The organism is Ruegeria sp. AL3, assembly GCF_056536065.1.
The window spans coordinates 689,774-710,111 of record NZ_JBQFJG010000001.1 but is presented as its reverse complement, the minus strand read 5'-3'; the positions used below and the strand labels follow the sequence as shown (position 1 = coordinate 710,111).

20 protein-coding genes are annotated in these 20,338 nt (G+C 59.5%); 14 read left to right on the top strand and 6 right to left on the bottom strand.

Annotated features, from left to right (window positions below; genetic code table 11):
* Positions 1-6: 6 nt before the first annotated feature.
* From ACR3E6_RS03600 to ACR3E6_RS03565, 8 genes are all read left to right on the top strand, one after another.
* A complete protein-coding gene (locus tag ACR3E6_RS03600) occupies positions 7-732 on the top strand; it encodes a 16S rRNA (uracil(1498)-N(3))-methyltransferase (RefSeq protein WP_171635083.1) in 726 nt (241 codons plus the stop codon).
* Positions 729-1,574 (top strand): GNAT family N-acetyltransferase, encoded by an 846-nt coding sequence (locus ACR3E6_RS03595; RefSeq protein WP_480485862.1) that lies wholly within the window; start codon positions 729-731, stop codon positions 1,572-1,574. Before ACR3E6_RS03600 ends, ACR3E6_RS03595 begins: the two co-directional genes overlap by 4 nt.
* On the top strand, positions 1,571-2,098 hold the full coding sequence (locus tag ACR3E6_RS03590; RefSeq protein WP_480485860.1) for a hypothetical protein: 528 nt from the start codon (positions 1,571-1,573) through the stop codon (positions 2,096-2,098). The genes ACR3E6_RS03595 and ACR3E6_RS03590 overlap by 4 nt, the downstream gene beginning before the upstream one ends.
* A gap of 66 nt (positions 2,099-2,164) precedes the next feature.
* Positions 2,165-3,535 carry a glutamate--cysteine ligase gene (locus tag ACR3E6_RS03585; protein WP_480485859.1) on the top strand — a complete coding sequence of 457 codons (1,371 nt, stop codon included), beginning with the start codon at positions 2,165-2,167 and terminating at the stop codon, positions 3,533-3,535.
* Between the two features lie 70 nt (positions 3,536-3,605).
* Positions 3,606-4,679 (top strand): phenylalanine--tRNA ligase subunit alpha, encoded by a 1,074-nt coding sequence (gene pheS / locus ACR3E6_RS03580; protein WP_171635078.1) that lies wholly within the window; start codon positions 3,606-3,608, stop codon positions 4,677-4,679.
* A gap of 529 nt (positions 4,680-5,208) precedes the next feature.
* Positions 5,209-6,003, top strand: coding sequence for a CE1 family esterase (locus tag ACR3E6_RS03575; protein ID WP_210093365.1), 795 nt, complete (start codon positions 5,209-5,211; stop codon positions 6,001-6,003).
* A gap of 78 nt (positions 6,004-6,081) precedes the next feature.
* Complete coding sequence (pheT, locus tag ACR3E6_RS03570; protein ID WP_480485856.1) at positions 6,082-8,478, top strand: phenylalanine--tRNA ligase subunit beta; 2,397 nt, start codon at positions 6,082-6,084, stop codon at positions 8,476-8,478.
* Between the two features lie 81 nt (positions 8,479-8,559).
* Positions 8,560-9,006: a YtoQ family protein gene (locus ACR3E6_RS03565; RefSeq protein WP_171119768.1), complete on the top strand. Its 447-nt coding sequence runs from the start codon at positions 8,560-8,562 to the stop codon at positions 9,004-9,006.
* A gap of 50 nt (positions 9,007-9,056) precedes the next feature.
* Here ACR3E6_RS03565 and ACR3E6_RS03560 read toward each other — a convergent pair whose 3' ends face one another.
* Positions 9,057-9,755, bottom strand: a complete 699-nt coding sequence (locus ACR3E6_RS03560) for a glutathione S-transferase family protein (protein ID WP_480485855.1) — start codon at positions 9,753-9,755, stop codon at positions 9,057-9,059.
* A 261-nt stretch (positions 9,756-10,016) separates the two neighbouring features.
* Between ACR3E6_RS03560 and ACR3E6_RS03555 the strand changes: the two genes are divergently transcribed.
* Positions 10,017-10,778 (top strand): mechanosensitive ion channel family protein, encoded by a 762-nt coding sequence (locus tag ACR3E6_RS03555; RefSeq protein ID WP_245218130.1) that lies wholly within the window; start codon positions 10,017-10,019, stop codon positions 10,776-10,778.
* Between the two features lie 189 nt (positions 10,779-10,967).
* Here the strand turns inward: ACR3E6_RS03555 and ald are convergent, their stop codons facing one another.
* On the bottom strand, positions 10,968-12,086 hold the full coding sequence (gene ald / locus ACR3E6_RS03550) for an alanine dehydrogenase (RefSeq protein ID WP_152456755.1): 1,119 nt from the start codon (positions 12,084-12,086) through the stop codon (positions 10,968-10,970).
* 135 nt (positions 12,087-12,221) lie between these two features.
* On the opposite strand from ald, the gene ACR3E6_RS03545 reads away from it, so the two are divergent.
* On the top strand, positions 12,222-12,680 hold the full coding sequence (locus tag ACR3E6_RS03545) for an Lrp/AsnC family transcriptional regulator (RefSeq protein ID WP_152456756.1): 459 nt from the start codon (positions 12,222-12,224) through the stop codon (positions 12,678-12,680).
* 3 nt (positions 12,681-12,683) lie between these two features.
* Here ACR3E6_RS03545 and ACR3E6_RS03540 read toward each other — a convergent pair whose 3' ends face one another.
* A complete protein-coding gene (locus ACR3E6_RS03540; protein ID WP_480485853.1) occupies positions 12,684-13,523 on the bottom strand; it encodes a CPBP family intramembrane glutamic endopeptidase in 840 nt (279 codons plus the stop codon).
* A gap of 280 nt (positions 13,524-13,803) precedes the next feature.
* On the opposite strand from ACR3E6_RS03540, the gene ppk2 reads away from it, so the two are divergent.
* The gene (gene ppk2 / locus ACR3E6_RS03535; RefSeq protein WP_480485851.1) at positions 13,804-14,721 is read left to right on the top strand and encodes a polyphosphate kinase 2; all 918 of its coding nucleotides are present in this window, start codon (positions 13,804-13,806) and stop codon (positions 14,719-14,721) included.
* Between the two features lie 67 nt (positions 14,722-14,788).
* Here ppk2 and ACR3E6_RS03530 read toward each other — a convergent pair whose 3' ends face one another.
* Together ACR3E6_RS03530 and rpsU are read right to left on the bottom strand one after the other, a co-directional pair.
* Complete coding sequence (locus ACR3E6_RS03530; RefSeq protein WP_480485849.1) at positions 14,789-15,901, bottom strand: CAP domain-containing protein; 1,113 nt, start codon at positions 15,899-15,901, stop codon at positions 14,789-14,791.
* 297 nt (positions 15,902-16,198) lie between these two features.
* Complete coding sequence (gene rpsU, locus ACR3E6_RS03525; protein ID WP_005614280.1) at positions 16,199-16,405, bottom strand: 30S ribosomal protein S21; 207 nt, start codon at positions 16,403-16,405, stop codon at positions 16,199-16,201.
* Positions 16,406-16,516: 111 nt separating this feature from the next.
* On the opposite strand from rpsU, the gene ACR3E6_RS03520 reads away from it, so the two are divergent.
* Together ACR3E6_RS03520 and ACR3E6_RS03515 are read left to right on the top strand one after the other, a co-directional pair.
* Positions 16,517-17,209 (top strand): COQ9 family protein, encoded by a 693-nt coding sequence (locus tag ACR3E6_RS03520; RefSeq protein WP_209834727.1) that lies wholly within the window; start codon positions 16,517-16,519, stop codon positions 17,207-17,209.
* Between the two features lie 61 nt (positions 17,210-17,270).
* The gene (locus ACR3E6_RS03515) at positions 17,271-18,257 is read left to right on the top strand and encodes an NAD(P)H-quinone oxidoreductase (protein WP_480485847.1); all 987 of its coding nucleotides are present in this window, start codon (positions 17,271-17,273) and stop codon (positions 18,255-18,257) included.
* A 30-nt stretch (positions 18,258-18,287) separates the two neighbouring features.
* Here ACR3E6_RS03515 and ACR3E6_RS03510 read toward each other — a convergent pair whose 3' ends face one another.
* Positions 18,288-19,145: a DUF2189 domain-containing protein gene (locus ACR3E6_RS03510; protein ID WP_480485845.1), complete on the bottom strand. Its 858-nt coding sequence runs from the start codon at positions 19,143-19,145 to the stop codon at positions 18,288-18,290.
* A gap of 192 nt (positions 19,146-19,337) precedes the next feature.
* On the opposite strand from ACR3E6_RS03510, the gene ACR3E6_RS03505 reads away from it, so the two are divergent.
* The gene (locus ACR3E6_RS03505; protein WP_171635052.1) at positions 19,338-20,321 is read left to right on the top strand and encodes a quinone oxidoreductase family protein; all 984 of its coding nucleotides are present in this window, start codon (positions 19,338-19,340) and stop codon (positions 20,319-20,321) included.
* Positions 20,322-20,338 lie beyond the last annotated feature (17 nt).

Genomic DNA, 20,338 nt, shown 5'->3' with positions numbered 1-20,338 from the left:
GGTCTCATGAGTGCGAAGATCAGACTGTATGTAGAGCAGCCCTTGGGTCAGGGGCAATCGGTTCCTTTGACGCGCGACCAGGCGCACTACCTTTTTGGTGTCATGCGCCTTGCGGTCAAAGGGCAGGTCGCCCTGTTCAACGGGCAGGACGGAGAGTGGTTGGCCGAAGTCTCCGAAGCGGGAAAACGCGGCGGGACGCTAACCTGCCTTGAACAGACGAAACCGTTGCAGCTGCCGCCCGATCTGTGGTTCCTGTTCGCGCCCATAAAAAAGGCCCGCACCGATTTCATCGTGGAAAAAGCCGCCGAAATGGGCGCGGCGCGTATCCTGCCGGTGCAGACCGAGTTCACCAATTCCGAACGCATTCGTCAGGACCGCCTGCAGGCCCATGCCGTCGAGGCGGCCGAGCAGTGTGGCGGAACCTTCGTGCCTGAGGTTGCCGAATTGCAGCGGTTGGATCGGCTGCTGGATGCATGGCCCGAAGATCGGCAACTGATGTTCTGCAACGAAGCCGAGGTTGGATCGGCCCTGCGATTGGCCGCCAATGAAAAAGGACGGCCCTGGGCGATTCTCATCGGCCCAGAAGGCGGGTTTTCGGACCAGGAACGCGCGCGTCTGACAGGGTTGCCATTCGCGCATGTGGTCAGCCTTGGCCCTCGTATCCTGCGGGCCGACACGGCAGCGGTGGCTGCATTGACCATGTGGCAGCAGGCGCTGGGGGATTGGGCGTGATCCAAGAAGCCTCGCCGTCTGATGCCCCGGCCATTGAGGCGTTTTTGGCCAAACATCCCGATACTTCCATGTTTCTGCGCAGCAACCTGTTGGCGCACGGGATTGGATTTGGAGACGATGACCACTCCACCCGGTTCTTCATTTGGGGGCAGGATCGCATCCAAGGCGTATTCGGCCTGACCAAAAAGGGCTACCTGATGGCGCAACTGCCCGATTGTTCGCCAGAGGCAGCTCAGGCCTTTGCGGGTCGGATCGCAGGTCAGATCGTCCTGGGCATGACAGGGGCTGCACAACAGGTTGAGATGATATTGGACGCGCTAGGGCTTGGACAGGCCGGTTATCGCCTGCATCATGATGAACCCCTGTACCGCCTGGATCTGGGCGAAATCCCAGAGGCGCCGATTCCATTTCGTGCCCTGTCCGAGGCAGACCGGCCGTTACTGACGCGTTGGTTTGCGGATTACTTCGAGGATACCGACCAGGCCAAAGGGCAAGAGGCGCGTGAAATGGCCTCAGATCGGATCACCACCGATATTCAATCAGGCAGGGCGATTGTCATGCTGGAAGACGACGCCCCCGTAGCCATGGCCGCCATCAATGCATCAGTCCGGGATCAGGTTCAGGTCGGCGGTGTATTCGTGCCGCGCGAGAACAGAAACTGTGGGCTCGGACGCAAGGTCACAACGGCTGTGCTGCAAAAGGCGAGGACCGAGGGCGCGAACAAGGCCATCCTGTTCGCCAACAATCCACCTGCCGCGCGAGCCTATGAGGCGATGGGGTTTCAGCAGATCGGCTGGTATCGGATCGCCCTGTTGCAAACACCACAAAAGGTGCTGTCATGAGTTTCATCCGACCCGAGGCAAAACTGGCCCTGTGGCGCTGGCGCGAAGTGCTGGTAGCCGGGTTTGTCCTGATCCTCGGTCTCAGCTGGATCAACGGGCCCGGTGGTCTGCTGGGGTGGATCGGCTGGCTGCTTGTCGCTGTCGCAATCGCCCTGGCGGTGATCGGGGTGCAGCGCGCGCGGTTCAGAACCGGCACTGGCGGACAGGGTGTCGTGACCGTCGATGAAGGTCAGATCACCTATTTCGGCCCATTGGATGGCGGCATCATCGCCACGCGCGAGATCGAGCGGCTGGCGCTCGATCCGACCTCGACGCCGGCGCATTGGGTGTTGGAACAACCGGGTCAGGCGGTGCTTCACATTCCTGTGAATGCGGAAGGGGCCGAGGCGCTGTTCGATGTCTTCTCGGCGCTGCCGGGCCTGAAAACCGAGCATATGCTGGCCGAACTGAACGGTGGATCGGCCCATCCGGTCGTGATTTGGGAGCGTACGTCCTCGCGCCCTCCACACCTTCGGCTGCATTGACACCGGCGCGGTTTGCCCCCACGACTGGCCAAAAGACAGACACATCAGGATCGGAGCACGGGTCTCATGTCCATCCCCCAGTCCGGCGGCGGACCAATCGAACGCCACGAGCAATTGGCCGAATATCTGGAGTCGGGCTGCAAGCCCAAGGCAGACTGGCGCATCGGCACCGAGCATGAGAAATTCGGCTACTGCAAAGACACGCTGAAACCGTTGCCGTTTGAGGGTGCGCGATCCATCGTGGCGGTGTTGGAGGGCCTGCGCGACCGGCACGGTTGGGCCGAAGTCCGTGAAGCGGGTCATCTGATCGGTCTGGAAAAGGATGGCGCCAATGTCAGCCTGGAGCCGGGCGGCGCGCTGGAGCTGTCGGGTGCTCCGCTCGAGACCATCCACGAAACCTGTGATGAGGTGAACACCCACCTGCGCGAGGTGAAGGACATCGCTGATGAGATCGGCGTGGGTTTCATCGGTCTGGGCGCGGCACCGACCTGGACACATGAGGAAATGCCGCTGATGCCCAAGGGGCGGTATCGGCTGATGAATGACTATATGGAAAAGGTCGGCACCATGGGCCGCGCCATGATGCGACGGACCTGCACGGTTCAGGTCAACATCGATTTCGGGTCCGAGGCCGACATGGTGCAGAAACTGCGCGTGGCGTTGGCCTTGCAGCCGGTGGCAACGGCGTTGTTTGCGAACTCGCCCTTTTTCGAAGGCAAGGTAAATGGCCAGAAAAGCTGGCGCAGTTACATCTGGCGGCATCTGGACGATGCGCGTACGGGCATGCTGCCTTTCGTGTTCGAAGACGGCTTCGGGTTCGAGCGCTACGTGCAATACGCGCTCGATGTTCCGATGTATTTCGTCTATCGCGATGGCCAGTACATCAATGCGCTGGGCATGTCGTTCCGCGACTTCCTGAAAGGCGAACTGCCCGCTCTGCCGGGTGAAACGCCCGCGCTCAGCGATTGGGCCGATCACCTGACCACCGCCTTCCCCGAGGCGCGGATCAAGAAATTCATGGAAATGCGCGGGGCCGATGGCGGCCCATGGCGTCGTCTGTGTGCCTTGCCCGCCTTCTGGGTTGGCCTGACTTACGATCAAACGGCCCTGGACGCGGCCTGGGATCTGGTCAAAGGCTGGGATACCGAGACCCGCGAGGCGCTGCGTGTCGCGGCTGCCAAAGACGGCCTGCAAGCGAAGGTCGGCACCTTCAACATGCACGATCTGGCGCGTGAGGTTGTGGCGATCTCCGAAGCCGGCCTGAAAGCCCGCGCCTATCCCGGTGCCGGTGGCCTGGTTCCGGACGAGACCCATTTCCTCAACGCGCTCAAGGACAGCATCCAAAGCGGGAAAGTGCCTGCGGATGAGTTGCTGGAACACTACAACGGCGACTGGAACGGTGATCTGACCCGGATTTTCCCCGAATACAGCTATTGATCCGCCCGGTCCCGCTTGCATTCGCGGGGCTGGCCCGATAGCAGGTTGGCGACCAAATTCAGAGGGCGTCATGGACGATCTTAAGGCAAAATATCTGGGCCAAATCGCCGAAGCAGGCGATGAAAACGCGCTTGAGGCGATCCGCGTCGCTGCCGTGGGCAAAAAAGGCGAGGTCGCGCTGAAGATGCGCGAGTTGGGTAAAATGACGCCCGAGGAACGCCAGGTGGCAGGCCCCGCGCTGAACGCCCTGAAGGATGAGATCAACTCGGCCCTGTCCGCCAAAAAGGCCGCTCTGGCCGATGCCGCGCTGGATGAGCGTCTGCGCACCGAATGGCTGGACGTCACCCTGCCGACCCGCGCGCGCCGTCAGGGCTCGATCCACCCGGTCAGCCAGGCGACCGAGGAACTGACCGCGATCTTTGCCGAACTGGGTTTCTCTGTGGCCGAAGGTCCGCGGATCGAAACCGACTGGCACAACTTCGACGCCCTGAACATCCCCGGCCACCACCCCGCGCGGGCCGAGATGGACACGTTCTACATGCACCGCGCCGAGGGCGACAATCGCCCGCCGCATGTGCTGCGGACCCACACATCCCCTGTGCAGATCCGGTCGATGGAGAAACAGGGCGCGCCCATCCGCGTGATTTGTCCGGGCGGCGTCTATCGCGCCGACTATGACCAGACCCACACGCCGATGTTCCATCAGGTCGAAGGGCTGGCCATCGATAAGGACATCTCGATGGCGAACCTGAAATGGGTTCTGGAAGAGTTCGTGAAGGCGTTTTTCGAGGTCGACGACGTCGAACTGCGCTTCCGCGCCTCGCACTTCCCCTTCACCGAGCCGTCGGCCGAGGTCGATATCCGCTGTTCCTGGGATAACGGTCAGCTGAAGATCGGCGAGGGCGACGACTGGATGGAGATTCTGGGCTCGGGCATGGTCCACCCCAAGGTGATCGCCGCCGGTGGCATCGACCCCGAGGTCTATCAGGGCTTTGCCTTTGGCATCGGCATCGACCGTCTGGCGATGCTGAAATACGGTATTCCCGATCTGCGGGCGTTCTTTGATTCCGACCTGCGCTGGCTGCGCCACTACGGGTTCGCAGCGCTGGATATGCCGAACCTGCATGGTGGTTTGAGCCGGTAAGTGTACCCGTTGGGTTTATTTCTGGCGCGTTATGTCGATTGGTGCAAAAGGCGCGCCAAAGGTATTCGGTTGTGGCAAATATTTGGATTGTTCACGCTCTCATTTGTCGCAATGCTCTTGGTTTTCGGGTTTGGCGGGGAGTTGTTCGGCTACTTGTTCACAGTCGTAGTTGTTCTTCCTGTAATGCACTTTTTGCAAATCGCCGGGGACGTTTGGTTAAAGGACAAAACTCGCCGCCAAGACGAGAATGAGCAGCTTCAGAAGACTAGAAAGCTCTTGAAAGATTTCCGGAAGTAGAATGCGCGGAGCAAAGGCCGATAGGCCGCCGCGCTATCGCCAGACCGCCCGTACGGGCTGGCGATTTGTCTCCGCAAGTACAACGCTCGAACAGCGCGCGGATTTGGCAATCATAAACCGCCCAACTCAAACCACGGATCGCCACCCCGCGGTCTGGCGACAGCGCGGCTTGTCACAATCTCGCACGGGGTTGTGACGTGACAGCGGGCGCAGGCTCGTTAGGGTTCGGCAGATGATTTACCGACTGCTCTGCCTTCTCCTGCTGACCGCCACCCAAGCCGTTGCCGTGGATACCTGCCACGGTGATACCGCCTGTCAGGTCGGGGACCGCTCGTATCATGTGTTGGAGCCGGATGGGTGGGACGGCGAAACGCCTCTGCCGGTGTTGCTGCATTTCCACGGTTGGGCGCGGCAGGGGACCGTGGTGGTGAACCACGAGCGCATCGCCGGAGCCACAAAGCTGCGCGGTGTGCTGCTGGTGGCTCCGAACGGGTTGGGCAAAAGCTGGGATTTCTGGACCTCGAACACGGGCGACGTGCCTTTTGCTGATCGGGTGCTTGAGGATGTAGCCCAACGCTATCCGATTGACCCGGATCGCATCTATGTCTCGGGCTATTCCTTTGGCGGCGCGATGGCGTGGCGTTATGTCTGCCAGTCGGGCAATGACACTGCCGCGCTCTTGGGCATTGCAGGCACCATTCGTCAGACTGAGCACTGCCCGCAGGCCCCGGCCGAGGTGCGCCATGTGCACGGAACCAGCGATACCGTAATGGACTTCCCCTTTGGCCCGGGAGGGGACACGACCTATCCGGTGGCGCTGTGGCGGCAGAAATTCGGCTGCGAAACAGCGACGCCGCGTGGCGATTGGAGCGTGGTGCCGATCCTGACGCTCAGCCGGGTGGAGTGGACCGATTGCACGCAGGGGCAGGTTTCACTGGACACGCATCCGGGTGGGCATTTCATCCCACACGGCTGGATCGGACGGCAGCTGGACGAGCTTTTGGGCCGCACCCCTACCTATCCGTGACGCAGGGCGCTTGCACCCCGGCCCATTCTTTGTCATTGCCTGTGCCGACTGGATGTTTGCCCAAAAAGGCCTGTAGCAATGAAATTCACTCTGTCCTGGCTGAAAGACCACCTCGACACCGATGCGTCGGTTGATGAGATCACTGAGGCGCTGACCGACCTTGGCCTTGAGGTCGAAGAGGTCATCAACCCGGCTGACAAGCTCAAGGACTTTACGCTGGGCTATGTGAAACACGCGGAAAAACACCCTGACGCCGACAAGCTGCGTGTCTGCAAGGTGGACACGGATGAAGGCGAGTTGCAGATCATCTGCGGCGCGCCAAACGCCCGCGAAGGGATCACTGTCGTCGTCTGTAAACCGGGCATGTATATCCCCGGTCTGGACCTGACGATCAGCGTCGGCAAGATCCGCGGCGTCGAAAGCTTTGGGATGATGGCTTCCGAGCGCGAGCTGGAATTGTCGGACGAACATGACGGCATCATCGAATTGCCCTCGGGCGAGGTCGGTGACAGGTTCGTTGATTGGCTTGCCGAGAATGACCCGTCGAAAGTCGATCCCGTGATCGAGATCGCAATCACTCCCAACCGGCCCGATGCGCTGGGCGTGGAAGGCATCGCGCGTGATCTGGCGGCGCGTGGGATCGGCACTTTGAAACAGCGCGACTACGTGCCGGTGCCCGGAGATTTCGAAAGCCCGATCAAGGTGACGATTGACGACGACACGCTGGACGGCGCGCCGCATTTCACCGGCCGTCTGATCCGTGGTGTGAAGAATGGCCCCAGCCCGCAATGGTTGCAGGATCAGTTGAAGGCGATCGGTCTGCGTCCGATTTCGGCGCTGGTGGATATCACCAACTATATGACCTTTGACCATAACCGCCCGCTGCATGTGTTTGACGCGGACAAGGTGCAGGGCAACCTTCGCGTTCACCGCGCCAAAGGCGGTGAAACCCTGGTGGCGCTGGACGAGAAGGAATACACGCTACAGCCCGGCATGATGGTTATTTCCGATGACAAAGGCCCGGAATCCATCGCAGGCATCATGGGCGGTCAGGAAACTGGCTGCACCGAGGATACTGTGAACGTCTTCCTGGAAAGCGCGTTCTGGGATCATGTGCAGATCGCGCTGACGGGTCGGGCGCTGAAAATCAATTCGGACGCGCGGTATCGGTTCGAACGCGGCGTGGACCCTGAATACACGCTGGAAGGGCTCGAGCACGCAACCCAGTTGATTCTGGACATCTGCGGCGGCGAAGCGTCCAAAGTGGTCGAGGCGGGCAAAGCGCCGAACCACGCGCGTGCGTACAAGCTGGATGCCGAACGGGTGCAGTCTCTGGTCGGGATGGACATTCCCGAAAGCGAGCAGCGTCAGACGCTGACCCGTCTGGGTTTCCGTCTGGAGGGCGAGATGGCCCACGTGCCCAGCTGGCGCCCCGATATCATGGGTGAGGCCGATCTGGTGGAAGAGGTCGCACGGATCGCCTCGTTGACCAAGTTGCAGGGCAAACCCTTGCCGCGTGTCACCGATGGTATTCCCAAGCCGGTGATGACACCGACGCAGCGCCGCCAGTCCATGGCGCGCCGCACCTGCGCCGCGCTGGGTTACAACGAATGTGTCACCTATACGTTCATCGATCAGGCTTCGGCTGCTTTGTTCGGTGGCGGGGATGACGCGACCATGCTTGAAAACCCGATCTCGTCCGAGATGAGTCACATGCGCCCAGATCTGCTGCCCGGATTGTTGCAGGCCGCAGCCCGCAATCAGGCACGCGGATACGCCGACGTCGCCCTGTTCGAGGTTGGCCCCGTTTTCCATGATGGCGAACCCGGCGACCAGAAAACCCAGATCGCCGGCCTGCTGGTTGGCCGCAACGGCCCCAAGGATGTGCACGGGGCCTCGCGCCCGGTGGATGTCTTTGATGCCAAGGCGGATGCCGAGGCCGTTCTTGCGGCGATCGGAGCACCGGCCAAGGTGCAGATTCTGCGCGACGGCGATGCATGGTGGCATCCGGGTCGTCACGGCAAGATCTGTCTGGGTCCCAAAAAGGTGCTGGGTGTTTTTGGTGAGCTGCACCCGCGCGTGTTGCAGGCGATGGATATCAAGGGTCCGGCAATGGCCTTTACGATCTGGCCTGACGAGGTTCCCTTGCCCCGCAAGTCCGGCGCCACACGTGCCGCATTGGAATTGCGTGACTTGCAAGCGGTTGAACGTGACTTTGCCTTTGTCGTTGATGACAACGTCGAGGCGCTGACATTGGTGAACGCGGCGGCAGGTGCCGACAAGGCGCTGATCGAAGATGTACGTGTCTTTGACGAATTCATCGGCGGCAGCCTGGGTGAAGGTAAAAAATCGTTGGCCATAACGGTACGTTTGCAGCCGACAGAGCAGACGCTGAAGGAAAAGGACATCGAAGCGGTGGCCGAAAAGATCATCGCCAAGGTCACCAAGGCAACCGGCGGTGTTCTGCGGGGCTGATGCAGGACCGCCTCCGGCGGTAGTATTTCAGAAAAGATGAAGGGGCGGTGGCGCCCTTTCCGTGTTTACGGAGGACGAAAGATGCTGAACGTGTACCTCTCTGGCGAAATCCACACCGATTGGCGCGAACAGATCATCGACGGCGCGCAGGGGTTGGACATCACATTCAACAGCCCGGTGACGGACCACGCGGCAAGCGACGATTGCGGCGTTGCCATTCTGGGGGAAGAGCCGAACAAATACTGGCATGACCACAAGGGGGCGATGGTCAACGCGATCCGGACCCGAAAGGGCATTTCGGATGCCGACGTGGTGGTTGTCCGGTTTGGCGACAAGTACAAACAGTGGAACGCGGCTTTTGATGCGGGCTATGCCGCAGCGCTGGGTAAATCCATTATCGTGCTGCACGGTCCCGAGCATCAGCACGCGTTGAAAGAAGTGGATGCAGCCGCGCTGGCCGTGGCGGAAAAGCCCGCGCAGGTTGTCGAAATCCTGCGGTATGTGCTGACGGGTGCACTGCCGGGCTGAGCTTTGCGAAGAGGGTGCCAATTTTGGCACCCTTCCAATCGTGAAACAGATTAAGCGCGTGCGGGTATGGTCTTGCCGCGCTGCACCGCCGGGCGTTGCATGAAACGGTCGACATAGGCGACGACATTGGCGTAGCCGTCCCAGCCGACAACCTTTTTCGCGCCGTAGAAGTCCAGAGCATTCAACCAGGGGGCAAGAGCGATATCGGCGATGGAGTAATCGCCGGCGATCCAGTCTTTCCCTTCCAGTTGCGTGTTGACCACGTTCAAAAGGCGTTTGGCCTCGTTGATATAGCGTTCGCGCGGTCGGGGGTCTTCGATTTCGCTGCCCGCGAATTTGTAGAAAAAGCCAAGCTGGCCAAACATTGGCCCCACGCCCCCCATTTGGAACATCAGCCATTGGGTAATGCGATGCTTGTCTGCTGCGCTTTGTCCCAGCAACTTGCCTGATTTCTCGGCCAGATACAGCAGGATTGCCCCGCTTTCGAACAGGGCCAGCGGCTCACCGTCCGGCCCGTTGGGATCGATGATGGCTGGGATTTTGTTGTTTGGGTTCAGCGACAGAAACTCGGGGCTTTTGACGTCCGCATCCGACAGCGTCACCAGATGGGGCTCATAGGGCAGGCCGGTTTCCTCCAGCATGATCGACGCCTTCACGCCGTTTGGAGTCGGATAGGAATACAGTTGAATCCTGTCCGGGGATTGCGCGGGCCAGCGCGCCATGATCGGATGCGGTTTGTTGTCCAGCATTGGGGGCTCCTGTGTGGCTGTCCCTGTAAAAGCTAGGGGCCACGCCTGATTTATTTAAGCCCTTGGCGATGTGCATTTCCGGTCAGGCCGTGTTTTCTGACGAACAAAGGGGAAATCCCACGAAACTCGCACCTAGACCGGAAGCCAAACTTGGCTCACAATCTGGTGACCCCCGCGAAAACCTCGCGGGTTTCTTGCTGTTGAAAGGAGATGGGCGTGGATGAGGTCGTAACACAGGTGGGTGCATTTGCCCCGCTGATCATGAGTGCCGTCAAGGCGCTTGTCGTTCTGATCCTGGGCTGGATCGTGGCTGGTGCAATCGGGGGCATGGTTCGCCGCCGGATCAATTCGACGCCGCATATTGATCCGACGCTTGGGAACTTTATGGCAAGCCTGGTCAAATGGGCCATTCTCGCCATGGTTCTGGTTGCGGTTCTAGGCATCTTCGGAATTGAAGCCACCAGCATCGTCGCCATTCTGGGTGCTGCGTCCCTGGCTATCGGCCTGGCGCTGCAAGGCACACTCAGCGATCTGGCGGCCGGTGTGATGCTGGTTGTCTTCCGGCCCTACAAGCTGGGTCAATTTGTTGATATCGGCGGCACGTCGGGCACCGTAAAGGACCTGAACCTGTTCACCACCGAACTGGTGACGCCGGACAACGTGCAAATCATTGTTCCGAACGGTCAGGCATGGGGCTCGATCATCACGAACTACTCTGCCCATGACACGCGTCGTGTCGATCTGGTATTCGGAATCGACTATGGTGACAGCGCTGACAAAGCCATGCAGATCATTCTGGATGTGGCCAAAGCGGACAGCCGCATTCACAGCGACCCGGAACCCTGGGTTCGGGTAACGAACCTGGGTGACAGTTCGGTGGATCTGACGGCACGGCTGTGGTGCTCGGCGCCAGACTATTGGGATGTCAAATTCGAGCTGACGAAAACGATCAAAGAAGCCTTTGACGACAAGGGTATTTCGATCCCTTACCCTCATTCTGTGGAGATCCAGAAACAGGGGTGACGGCTCCCGCCCGTCGATCGGGCATTCGAAAATGCCCTCCTCCCGTTGGGCCGGGCACCGCGCAAGGGCGCGGTGCCCTTTTCTTTGTTCAAACCATCGCTTTGAGTCCAACCGCGCCACGCCTGTGGCGTGGCGCTATGCCCAACGCTGGAAACCGCTTTTCAAAAACGATTTCAGGGGCAGGAGTGGTTACGACTTGACGATCACGTTGGGCGAGACGACGTCAATACCAAGGGCCTTGCCGACCGCATAGTAGGTCAGCTTGCCAGCGTGGACGTTCAGACCTTCCAGCAGATGCGGATCGTCCTGACACGCCTGTTTCCAGCCTTTGTCCGCCAGAGACAGCATGAACGGCATTGTTGCGTTGCCCAGGGCGATGGTCGAGGTGCGCGCCACCGCGCCCGGCATGTTGGCAACGCAGTAGTGCATGATGCCGTCGACGTCGTAGATCGGGTCGGCATGGGTGGTGGCTTTCGACGTTTCGAAGCACCCGCCCTGATCGATGGCAACATCGACAAGTACGGCACCGGGTTTCATCGTCGACAGCTGGGCGCGCGAGACAAGTTTTGGGGCCGCAGCGCCGGGGATCAGAACGGCACCGATGACCATATCGGCATCCTGGATCAGCTCGGCAGTGGCACCTGCGGTCGAATACTGGTTCTTGAAGGTGCCGCCAAAGACGTCGTCCAGATAGCGCAGCCGCGGCAAAGAGCGATCCAGAACGGTGACATCCGCGCCCATACCGGCGGCGATCTTCGCCGCATGGGTTCCTACGACGCCGCCGCCGATTACGACCACTTTGGCAGGGCCGACACCGGGTACGCCACCCATCAGCACGCCGCGCCCGCCATTGGCCTTTTGCAGGGTCCACGATCCGACCTGAGGGGCCAGACGACCGGCGACTTCGGACATCGGTGCCAGCAGGGGCAGGCCGCCGTTCGCATCGGTCACAGTTTCATAGGCGATGGCAGTACAACCCGATTCCAGCAGGTCATGCGTCTGATCCGGGTCCGGAGCCAGGTGCAGATAGGTGAACAGCAGCTGCCCTTCGCGCAGCATCTTGCGTTCCACGGCCTGGGGTTCCTTGACCTTGACGATCATGTCGGCGGTGGCAAACACCTCTTCCGCAGTGTCGATGATACGTGCGCCAGCCGCGACATAGGCGTCGTTGTCAAATCCCGCGCCGATGCCTGCGCCGGATTCGATCAGGACTTCGTGACCACGTGCAACTGCTTCCTGAGCAGCATTGGGCGTCATCCCGACGCGGAATTCCTGAGGTTTGATTTCCTTGGGGCAACCGATTTTCATTGGGCTCTCCGTTCATAAGCTGCTTAAATTATGTGCATTTTGTCGCGCAATTTCTGTGAAAGAAAACGTGTCAATGCGTTTTTCTTTGGAAGAATTTCGCGCAATGTGTATATATTTCGCAAAGGACTTGCGCAAATGAGCTTGGATACGACTGATCGAAAGATTCTGGCGGCACTGCAAAAAAACGGCAGGATGTCGAATTCGGAATTGTCTGAACAGGTCAACCTGTCTCCGTCGGCTTGCCACCGGCGTGTTCAGCGGCTGGAGGTTGAAGGCTACATTCGCAACTACGTGGCGCTGCTGGATGCGCGGAAGATGAACGTGCCGACAACGGTCTTTGTCGAGATCACGCTACAGGGTCAGGCCGAAGAGGTTCTGGATGCGTTTGAAAAGGCGGTAGCCCGGATACCGGATGTGCTGGAATGCCATCTGATGGCCGGTACGGCGGATTACATTCTGAAAGTTGTGGCGGAAAACACCGAAGATTTCGCCCGCATCCATCGGCAATACCTGTCGCGCCTGCCCGGGGTGGCGCAAATGCAAAGCTCGTTTGCCTTGCGTACCGTGTTCAAGACCACTGCCTTGCCCGTCTGATTGTCATAAAGACCCGGGATAGGTGAACAGAAAAAGGTGGGTCAGGTTGAACCCAAAATGCATCATCACAGGCACCCACAGGCGTCTGGTTGCATAGTATCCCAATCCGCAGGCCAGCCCGAGAATGGAAGCAAAAACCACCAGCGCCGTACCCCCGGCGACATGGGCCAGTCCGAACAGCAGGCTGGCTGCGATCACGCTGCAAGCGGCCCCGAAGCGCGAGGAGATGGCTGATTGCAGATAGCCACGAAAGAAGGCTTCTTCCGTCAGGCAGGTCAGAAACAGGTTGGACAGGGTAAATACCAGCCACCAGGGCGGGACCGAAAATTCCGGCTGCACCGCGCCAAAGGCAAGCCCCAACAGAAACAGCCCCGGCAAGAGCAGCAACCCTGCCAGCAAAGCCGTGCGTTTGATCTGCGTTTTTCCGCGCAGCATCCGGGGCCAGGCCAGAAGAACGGCAAAGAAGACCATCGGTTTGTCCAGGTTCAGATGCAGGGTGAAACTGGCGCTTCCCGCACCTGCCTGTACCTGATCCAGAATTTTCAAATTTTCGAATCCCGGCAGCAGATGGGCACCCATGACCAGGCACCACAGGATCAACAACAGGTGTCCGGCGACAGCAGGCCACCCTTTCAGATGGGGCAGCAACAAAGCTCCGACCAGACCAAAGGCCACCGCGGCGATCGCCATGGGTGACATCAATCCTGTCGCCGAGGCAATGCTGATGAACAAAGCCAGCAACGAAAAGCCGATGCCTGTCCGCCGGGTCAGCACCATCAATTGCGCTGATATCAGAACAAGCCAGGGCCAGATCGCGGGCATCACGGAAAGAAGGAATGTCACAATCGCCTCGTCTTTGTCATGCGCACCGTGATGCCGCACCAAAACGAGGCAATGCAAGCAGCCATGGCCAAGCGCCGTGCATTGCGTCAATTCAGACGCTTGTATCCCGCGGGCCAGATGTACAAATTCAGGGGAAAGACCGTATTCCCGCGCTGGACCTGATTTGTAGGCGTGACAACAGCCGCAGGACTCGTGACCCTCGCATCAATTCATCTGGTGACATCAGACGGCAACACGGGCCCGATATGGTCCGAACCCGAAGACCGAGAAGGAGCTGACCTTGGACAACGAAAACACTGGCGCCCCCAAAGACTGGCTGGAAGCCGAGCTGGAGGACACGCTGGACGAAGATCTCGAGATAGAATTCAGTGAGCCGATGCTGTCGATGGAAGTCCGCAAAATCTATCGGGAACAGCATCCGGACATGTTGGATCGCAAGGTTTACTTCCGCAACCTGCTGCGCCTGCAAGCCGAACTGATCAAGGTTCAGGACTGGGTACAGCATACCGGAGCCAAGGTCTGTATCCTGTTTGAAGGCCGTGACAGTGCCGGTAAAGGGGGCGTGATCAAGCGGATCACCCAGCGTCTGAACCCGCGCGTCGCGCGCGTGGTGGCATTGCCGGCACCCAGCCGCCGAGAGCAAAGCCAGTGGTATTTCCAGCGCTACGTACCGCATCTGCCGGCGGCGGGTGAAATCGTTCTGTTCGACCGCTCCTGGTACAACCGGGCCGGCGTCGAGCGGGTGATGGGTTTTGCGTCCGAGGACCAGGTTGAACAATTCTTTCAGGACGTTCCGGAATTCGAACGGATGCTGGTGCGGTCAGGGATCATTCTGCTGAAATACTGGTTCTCGATCACGGATGAGGAACAGCAGTTGCGATTCCTCATGCGTATTCACGATCCGATGAAGCAATGGAAGCTGTCACCGATGGATCTGGAATCCCGCATCCGCTGGGAATCCTACACAAAGGCCAAAGAGGATATGCTTTTCCGAACCAATATTCCCGAGGCGCCGTGGTACATCGTCGAAGGCAATGACAAAAAACGCGAAAGGCTGAACTGTATCGAGCATCTTTTGACAAAAATCCCTTACGAGGACGTGCCTCAGGAAAAGGTCAATCTGCCCGATCGCAAGTACAACCCGGAATACGAACGCCGCGTTTTGCCGGATGAACTTTATGTACCAAAGATCTACTGAAGCAAAATCAGGCTCTGAGCCGGAATATGCGAGGCCGACACGGCCGGCCTCGCACAGGGTCAACTGATCAGGCTGCATCCATCATGCAGTCAAAGTGGAAGAAGTTGACCATTGTGATGTCACAGTCATCGACGTCGGCTGTTTCGGTACCCGCAGGCTCGGATTCCGTTTCCGGCGTGACGTCGACGGTCGGCATCATGTCGATATCATCGGTGTCCGCCACGTCCGTGTCGCCGTTCATATCGTCACCCCAGTTGAACTCGTCAAACTGCGCTTGCAGGTTTTCGAGGAAACTGGCGATTTCATCCAGGAAGGCCTGAACGTCAAAGCAGAACGTCTCGGCCTCACCGCCGTCAACCACGTCCACGTCCGGCGTTTCGGGCTCCGGTTCCTCGGTCTCGGTGACGTCGGTATCGGGTGTTTCGGGCTCCGGTTCTTCGGTTTCGGTGACGTCGGTGTCAGGTGTTTCGGGTTCCGGCTCTTCGGTCTCGGTGACGTCGGTGTCGGGTGTTTCGGGCTCCGGTTCCTCGGTCTCGGTGACGTCGGTGTCGGGTGTTTCGGGCTCCGGTTCCTCGGTCTCGGTGACGTCGGTGTCAGGTGTTTCGGGTTCCGGCTCTTCTGTCTCGGTGACGTCGGTGTCAGGTGTTTCAGGTTCCGGCTCTTCCGGAACGGCAACTTCGTCCGGCGTGGTTGGCGGAACGGGCGGTGTGTTCGTATTGCCGTTGTCCAGCATGACTGCCGCGTCGGTTGCGGCAAAGTTCTGGGTGACCATCACCGCATCAAAACCCTGCATATCGCCGGTTTCGATACCGATCCCGATATATTTGAAATCCGGGTTCAGAATATTGGCGCGGTGGCCCGGGCTGTTCATCAGGTTCTGGTGCAACTGAGCCACGTCATCGCTGATGCCGGGCTGCCCGCGTTCGGACTGCCATGCGATGTTTTCGCCGGTTCGCCAGTTGCCCTCAAGATCGAACCCGGCGTTTTGCATCCGCTGGGTCGCACTGGAACCGCCCGAACCGGTGTGGCTGAACGTGTCTGTGTCCAGCATCCAGGTGCTGTGATCTTCGGATGAATCGTTCAGCTGCGTCTCAAGCTGAAGCGGGTTGAGCCCGCGGGATGTGCGTTCCTGGTTGATCAGCTCCAGCATCTCGCGTTCAAATGTACTTGCAGTCGACATTTTTGCCTCCGTTTGTGTTTGTGTCCTTCCGGACGGGCTCACTTAGAGGTCGGGATATCGACGGTGGTAGGGGGTGGTTCACTACAGGCGAGTTTTGGCGGCGCGATGCTACCGGTGCGGGATTCGCTGCGCTGCAAAATGCCGGGCAAAATGTTGCTGGTGAGGAAATGGCGGCTTGCCGCACAGCCGGTACCACGAGTCGGCGGATTGAAACCGATCCCCGAAACGACAAACCCCCGGGCGATGCCTCGGGGGTCGTCAAATAGTGTCATCCAAAGCTGGACGAGACCAAAGGTCTTAGAGCAAACCTTCGCGCTGTGCTTTCTTACGTGCCAGTTTACGGGCACGACGGATCGCTTCAGCCTTCTCGCGCGCTTTTTTCTCGGACGGTTTCTCGAAATGTTGCTTAAGCTTCATTTCACGGAACACGCCTTCGCGCTGCAGCTTTTTCTTCAGGGCACGAAGCGCCTGATCGACGTTGTTGTCGCGAACACTAACCTGCATGTGGTTGTCACCACCTTTCTAGATAGAGTTGCAAGGAAATTGCAGGAGTTGGCCGTATAGCAAAGCCGCTCTAACTTGTCTAGTACTGGGCCCGACAACCGGAGAACCGCCATGACGACCACATATGAAGATGCAAAACAGCGGCTTTTGGATGCGATGCTGATCCATGTTCCCTTCGATGGGTGGTCGGAATCCAGTTTCCGCGCCTCCATTTCCGACTGTGGTCTGGACGACGGTCTGGCACGCGCGATTTGTCCGCGCGGCGCGGTGGATCTGGCGCTGGCCTACCACGCGCGCGGGGATCAGGCGATGCTGGACGGCATCAGGTCCGAGGACCTGAGCGAACTGAAATTCCGCGACAGGATTGCCGCTGCGGTTCGGTTCCGCTTGCAGGCCGTCGAGGACAAAGAACTGGTGCGCCGGGGCATGACGCTGTTTTCCCTGCCAACCCATGCGGCCGACGGTGCCAAGGCGGTTTGGCAGACCTGCGATTTGATCTGGGATGCGCTGGGCGACAGCTCGGATGATGTGAACTGGTACACGAAGCGGGCCACTTTGTCGGGTGTCTATTCCTCGACCCTGCTGTTTTGGCTGGGTGATGACAGCCCGGATCACCAGAACACGTGGGAGTTTCTGGATCGCCGGATCGCAAATGTCATGGAGTTTGAAAAGCTCAAGGCGCAGTTGCGCGACAACCCGGTGTTGAAACCGTTTCTGGCGGTTCCGAACTGGCTGGCGGGTCAGGTGAAGGCTCCGGTAAAAATGCGGGCCGATCTTCCGGGAATGCTGAACCCCCGAAAGTAGCGCGTCTTGGTGCTGGGCCTTGGCCCTGATGCCTGCTAGGCATTGGGCAAAGGAGGTGCCTATGACCCAGATGATGCGCGCTGTTGAGATCACCGAACCGGGTGGTCCCGATGTTTTGCAACTGACCGAGCGACCGATTCCCGAACCGGGTGCGGGGCAGGTCGTTCTGAAAGTGGCCTATGCCGGTGTGAACCGTCCGGATGCGTTGCAGCGCGCGGGCGCTTACGATCCGCCGCCCGGTGCCAGCGACCTGCCGGGGCTTGAGGCTTCGGGCGAAGTGGTCTCGATCGGGGCCGGGGTCGAAGGACTGTCCGTCGGGGATCAGGTCTGCGCGTTGCTGCCGGGCGGCGGCTATGCCGAATATGTCGCCACCCCTGCGGCCCATTGCCTGCCGGTTCCTGCCGGCATGGGAATGAAAGAGGCGGCCTGCCTGCCCGAGACCTTTTTCACCGTCTGGTCCAACGTGTTTACGCGGGGCGGGCTGAAAGCAGGCGAGAGATTTCTGGTCCATGGTGGCTCGAGCGGGATTGGCACGACGGCCATCCAGTTGGCCAATGCTTTTGGTGCCCGCGTTTTTGCCACCGCAGGGTCGGATGAAAAATGCGAGGCTTGCGTCAAATTGGGTGCGGAAAGGGCGATCAACTACCGCGATGAGGACTTTGTGGCCGTCATGCGGGCCGAAGGCGGGGCAAACCTGATCCTCGACATGGTCGGTGGCGACTATATCCCGCGCAACGTCAAAGCTCTGGCCGAGGATGGGCGGCTGGTCCAGATCGCGTTTCTGCAAGGCCCGGTGGTCGAGCTGAACTTTGCCCTGATGATGGTCAAGCGCCTGACCCTGACCGGCAGCACCCTGCGCCCGCAAAGCGATCTGGCCAAGGCCCGGATTGCGCAGGACCTGCGCGAAGCTGTCTGGCCTCTGTTTGAGGCTGGCAAGGTTGCGCCTGTCATGGACAGCGAGTTTGATCTGGCCGAGGCTGCCGCCGCCCATGCACGCATGGAAAGCTCGGGCCATATTGGCAAGATCGTCCTGAACGTCGCGGGCTGAACTCTGCGCGCGCGGGTCAGACCCGCGCGTTCACGCAACCGCGCGGCGGTACAGGTGCCATGTGGCATGACCCAGAACCGGCATCACTATGATCAGGCCCAACAGCATCGGCAGGGCACCCAGAAACAGAAGGGCCGCCACGATGAACCCCCAGGTCAAGATGACGCCGGGGTTGTGACGCAACACGCGAAACGACGTCACGACCGCCACCGGCAATCCGACTTGCCGGTCCAGAAGCAACGGAAAGCTGACGACGCTGACGGCCAGAGCGCAAAGAGCGAATACGAAACCAACGGCGAGTCCGACAACCATCATGGTCCAGCCGGCAGTCGTCGTGAAAGCCTGCGTGGCAAAAGTGCCAAGTGATGCGGGGGCTTCAGGCCCCATTGTATGCGTATAGATGCTCTGCGCCACCATCAGCCAGATCAGCAGAAGCATCACCAGATAGAAGCCCAAAACCAGAATTGCGCCGAATGCCGGTGAGCGGAATACGCCGAACGCATCCAGCCAATGCACCGTGCTGCCTTGTTCACGTTTGCGGCTGATCTCGTACAAACCCACAGCTGCCACCGGACCGATCAAGGCAAAACCTGCGACCAGAGGCGCCAGAAGTGGAACCATGTTGACGTTCAGGGCAAAGCCGAACATCAAAAGCCCCGCGATCGGGTAGATCAACACAATGAATATGGCATCCGCCCGTGTTTCGACAAAGTCGTGATACCCCGCCCGCAGGCAAGCGTGCAGATCCTGCACCGTCAATGTCTGCACCATCGGCAAGTGTTTGGTATCTGCGCTTCCGAGTTGTGAAACGCTATCCGAGACATGATCACTGGCCGCCCCCAGATTCCGGGCGGCCCAACTGATCGGATTTCCGATTGTTTTAGCCATTTTCATCCCCTTTCCTGGCGAGAATTGCGCCGCGGAATGGATCCGGCATAAAGTTGTCCGTGGCCGGACCAGCCGACAACGCCTGATCGCAGTATAGCACAGTTTGGCGGAATCCTGATCAACACTCTGATATCGGACGATTGCTCCGCATCGCAGTCATGTTAGCTTGATGTCAGGCAAGAGGAGGTCAGGATGCAGACAACAGCGAAAACGGTGGTATTGCACGAATTCGGCGGGCCCGAGGTTCTGCGGATCGAAGACAGGCCATTGGGCGACCCCGGACCGGGTGAAATACGTATCCGTCATCATGCCTGCGGTCTTAATTTCATCGATGTTTATCAACGCACTGGATTGTATCCCCTGGAACTCCCCCATGCGTTGGGGATGGAAGCGGCGGGTGTCGTCGAGGCCGTTGGGGAAGGGGTAACGCACCTGCAACCCGGTCAGCGGGCCGCGTATGCGGCAGCCCCACCCGGCGCGTATTGCGAGGCCCGCGTAATGCCTGCGGCACAGGTGTGCCCTTTGCCGGATGGCATCTCTTTCGACGCTGCTGCGGCAATGATGTTGAAGGGTTTGACAGTTGAATACCTGTTTCACCGAACCACTCCGCTGAAACGCGGGGATACGGTGCTGTTCCACGCAGCGGCGGGTGGGGTCGGACTGATCGCCTGCCAATGGGCGAAGTCAGAAGGGATTACTCTGATTGGCACGGCGGGAACCGACGAGAAATGCAGCCTCGCCCGGTTCAACGGGGCCGCGCATTGCATCAACTACCGCTCTGAGAATTTCGCCGAACGGGTGGCCGAGATCACCAAAGGCAAGGGTGTGGATGTGGTTATGGATTCCGTGGGGGCGGACACGTTCGAAGGATCGTTGAACTGCCTGAAACCCTTGGGAATGATGATTTCCTTCGGCAACGCTTCGGGGCCGGTGCCGCCATTCGATATTGGTGTTCTGGGCCAGAAAGGATCGCTCAAGATCACCCGCCCCACTTTGTTCACCCATATTGCGGACCACTCCGTCTGTCAGGCAATGGCGCGCCGCTTGTTCGGCAAGGTCGAGGGCAGAGAAGTCAAGATCCACATCGATCAGCGCTTTGCACTTGACCAGATCGCCGATGCACATCGCGCGTTAGAAGCGCGGCAGACGACCGGCAGCACAATTCTGGACCTTTGAACTGAGACCCGGCTTGA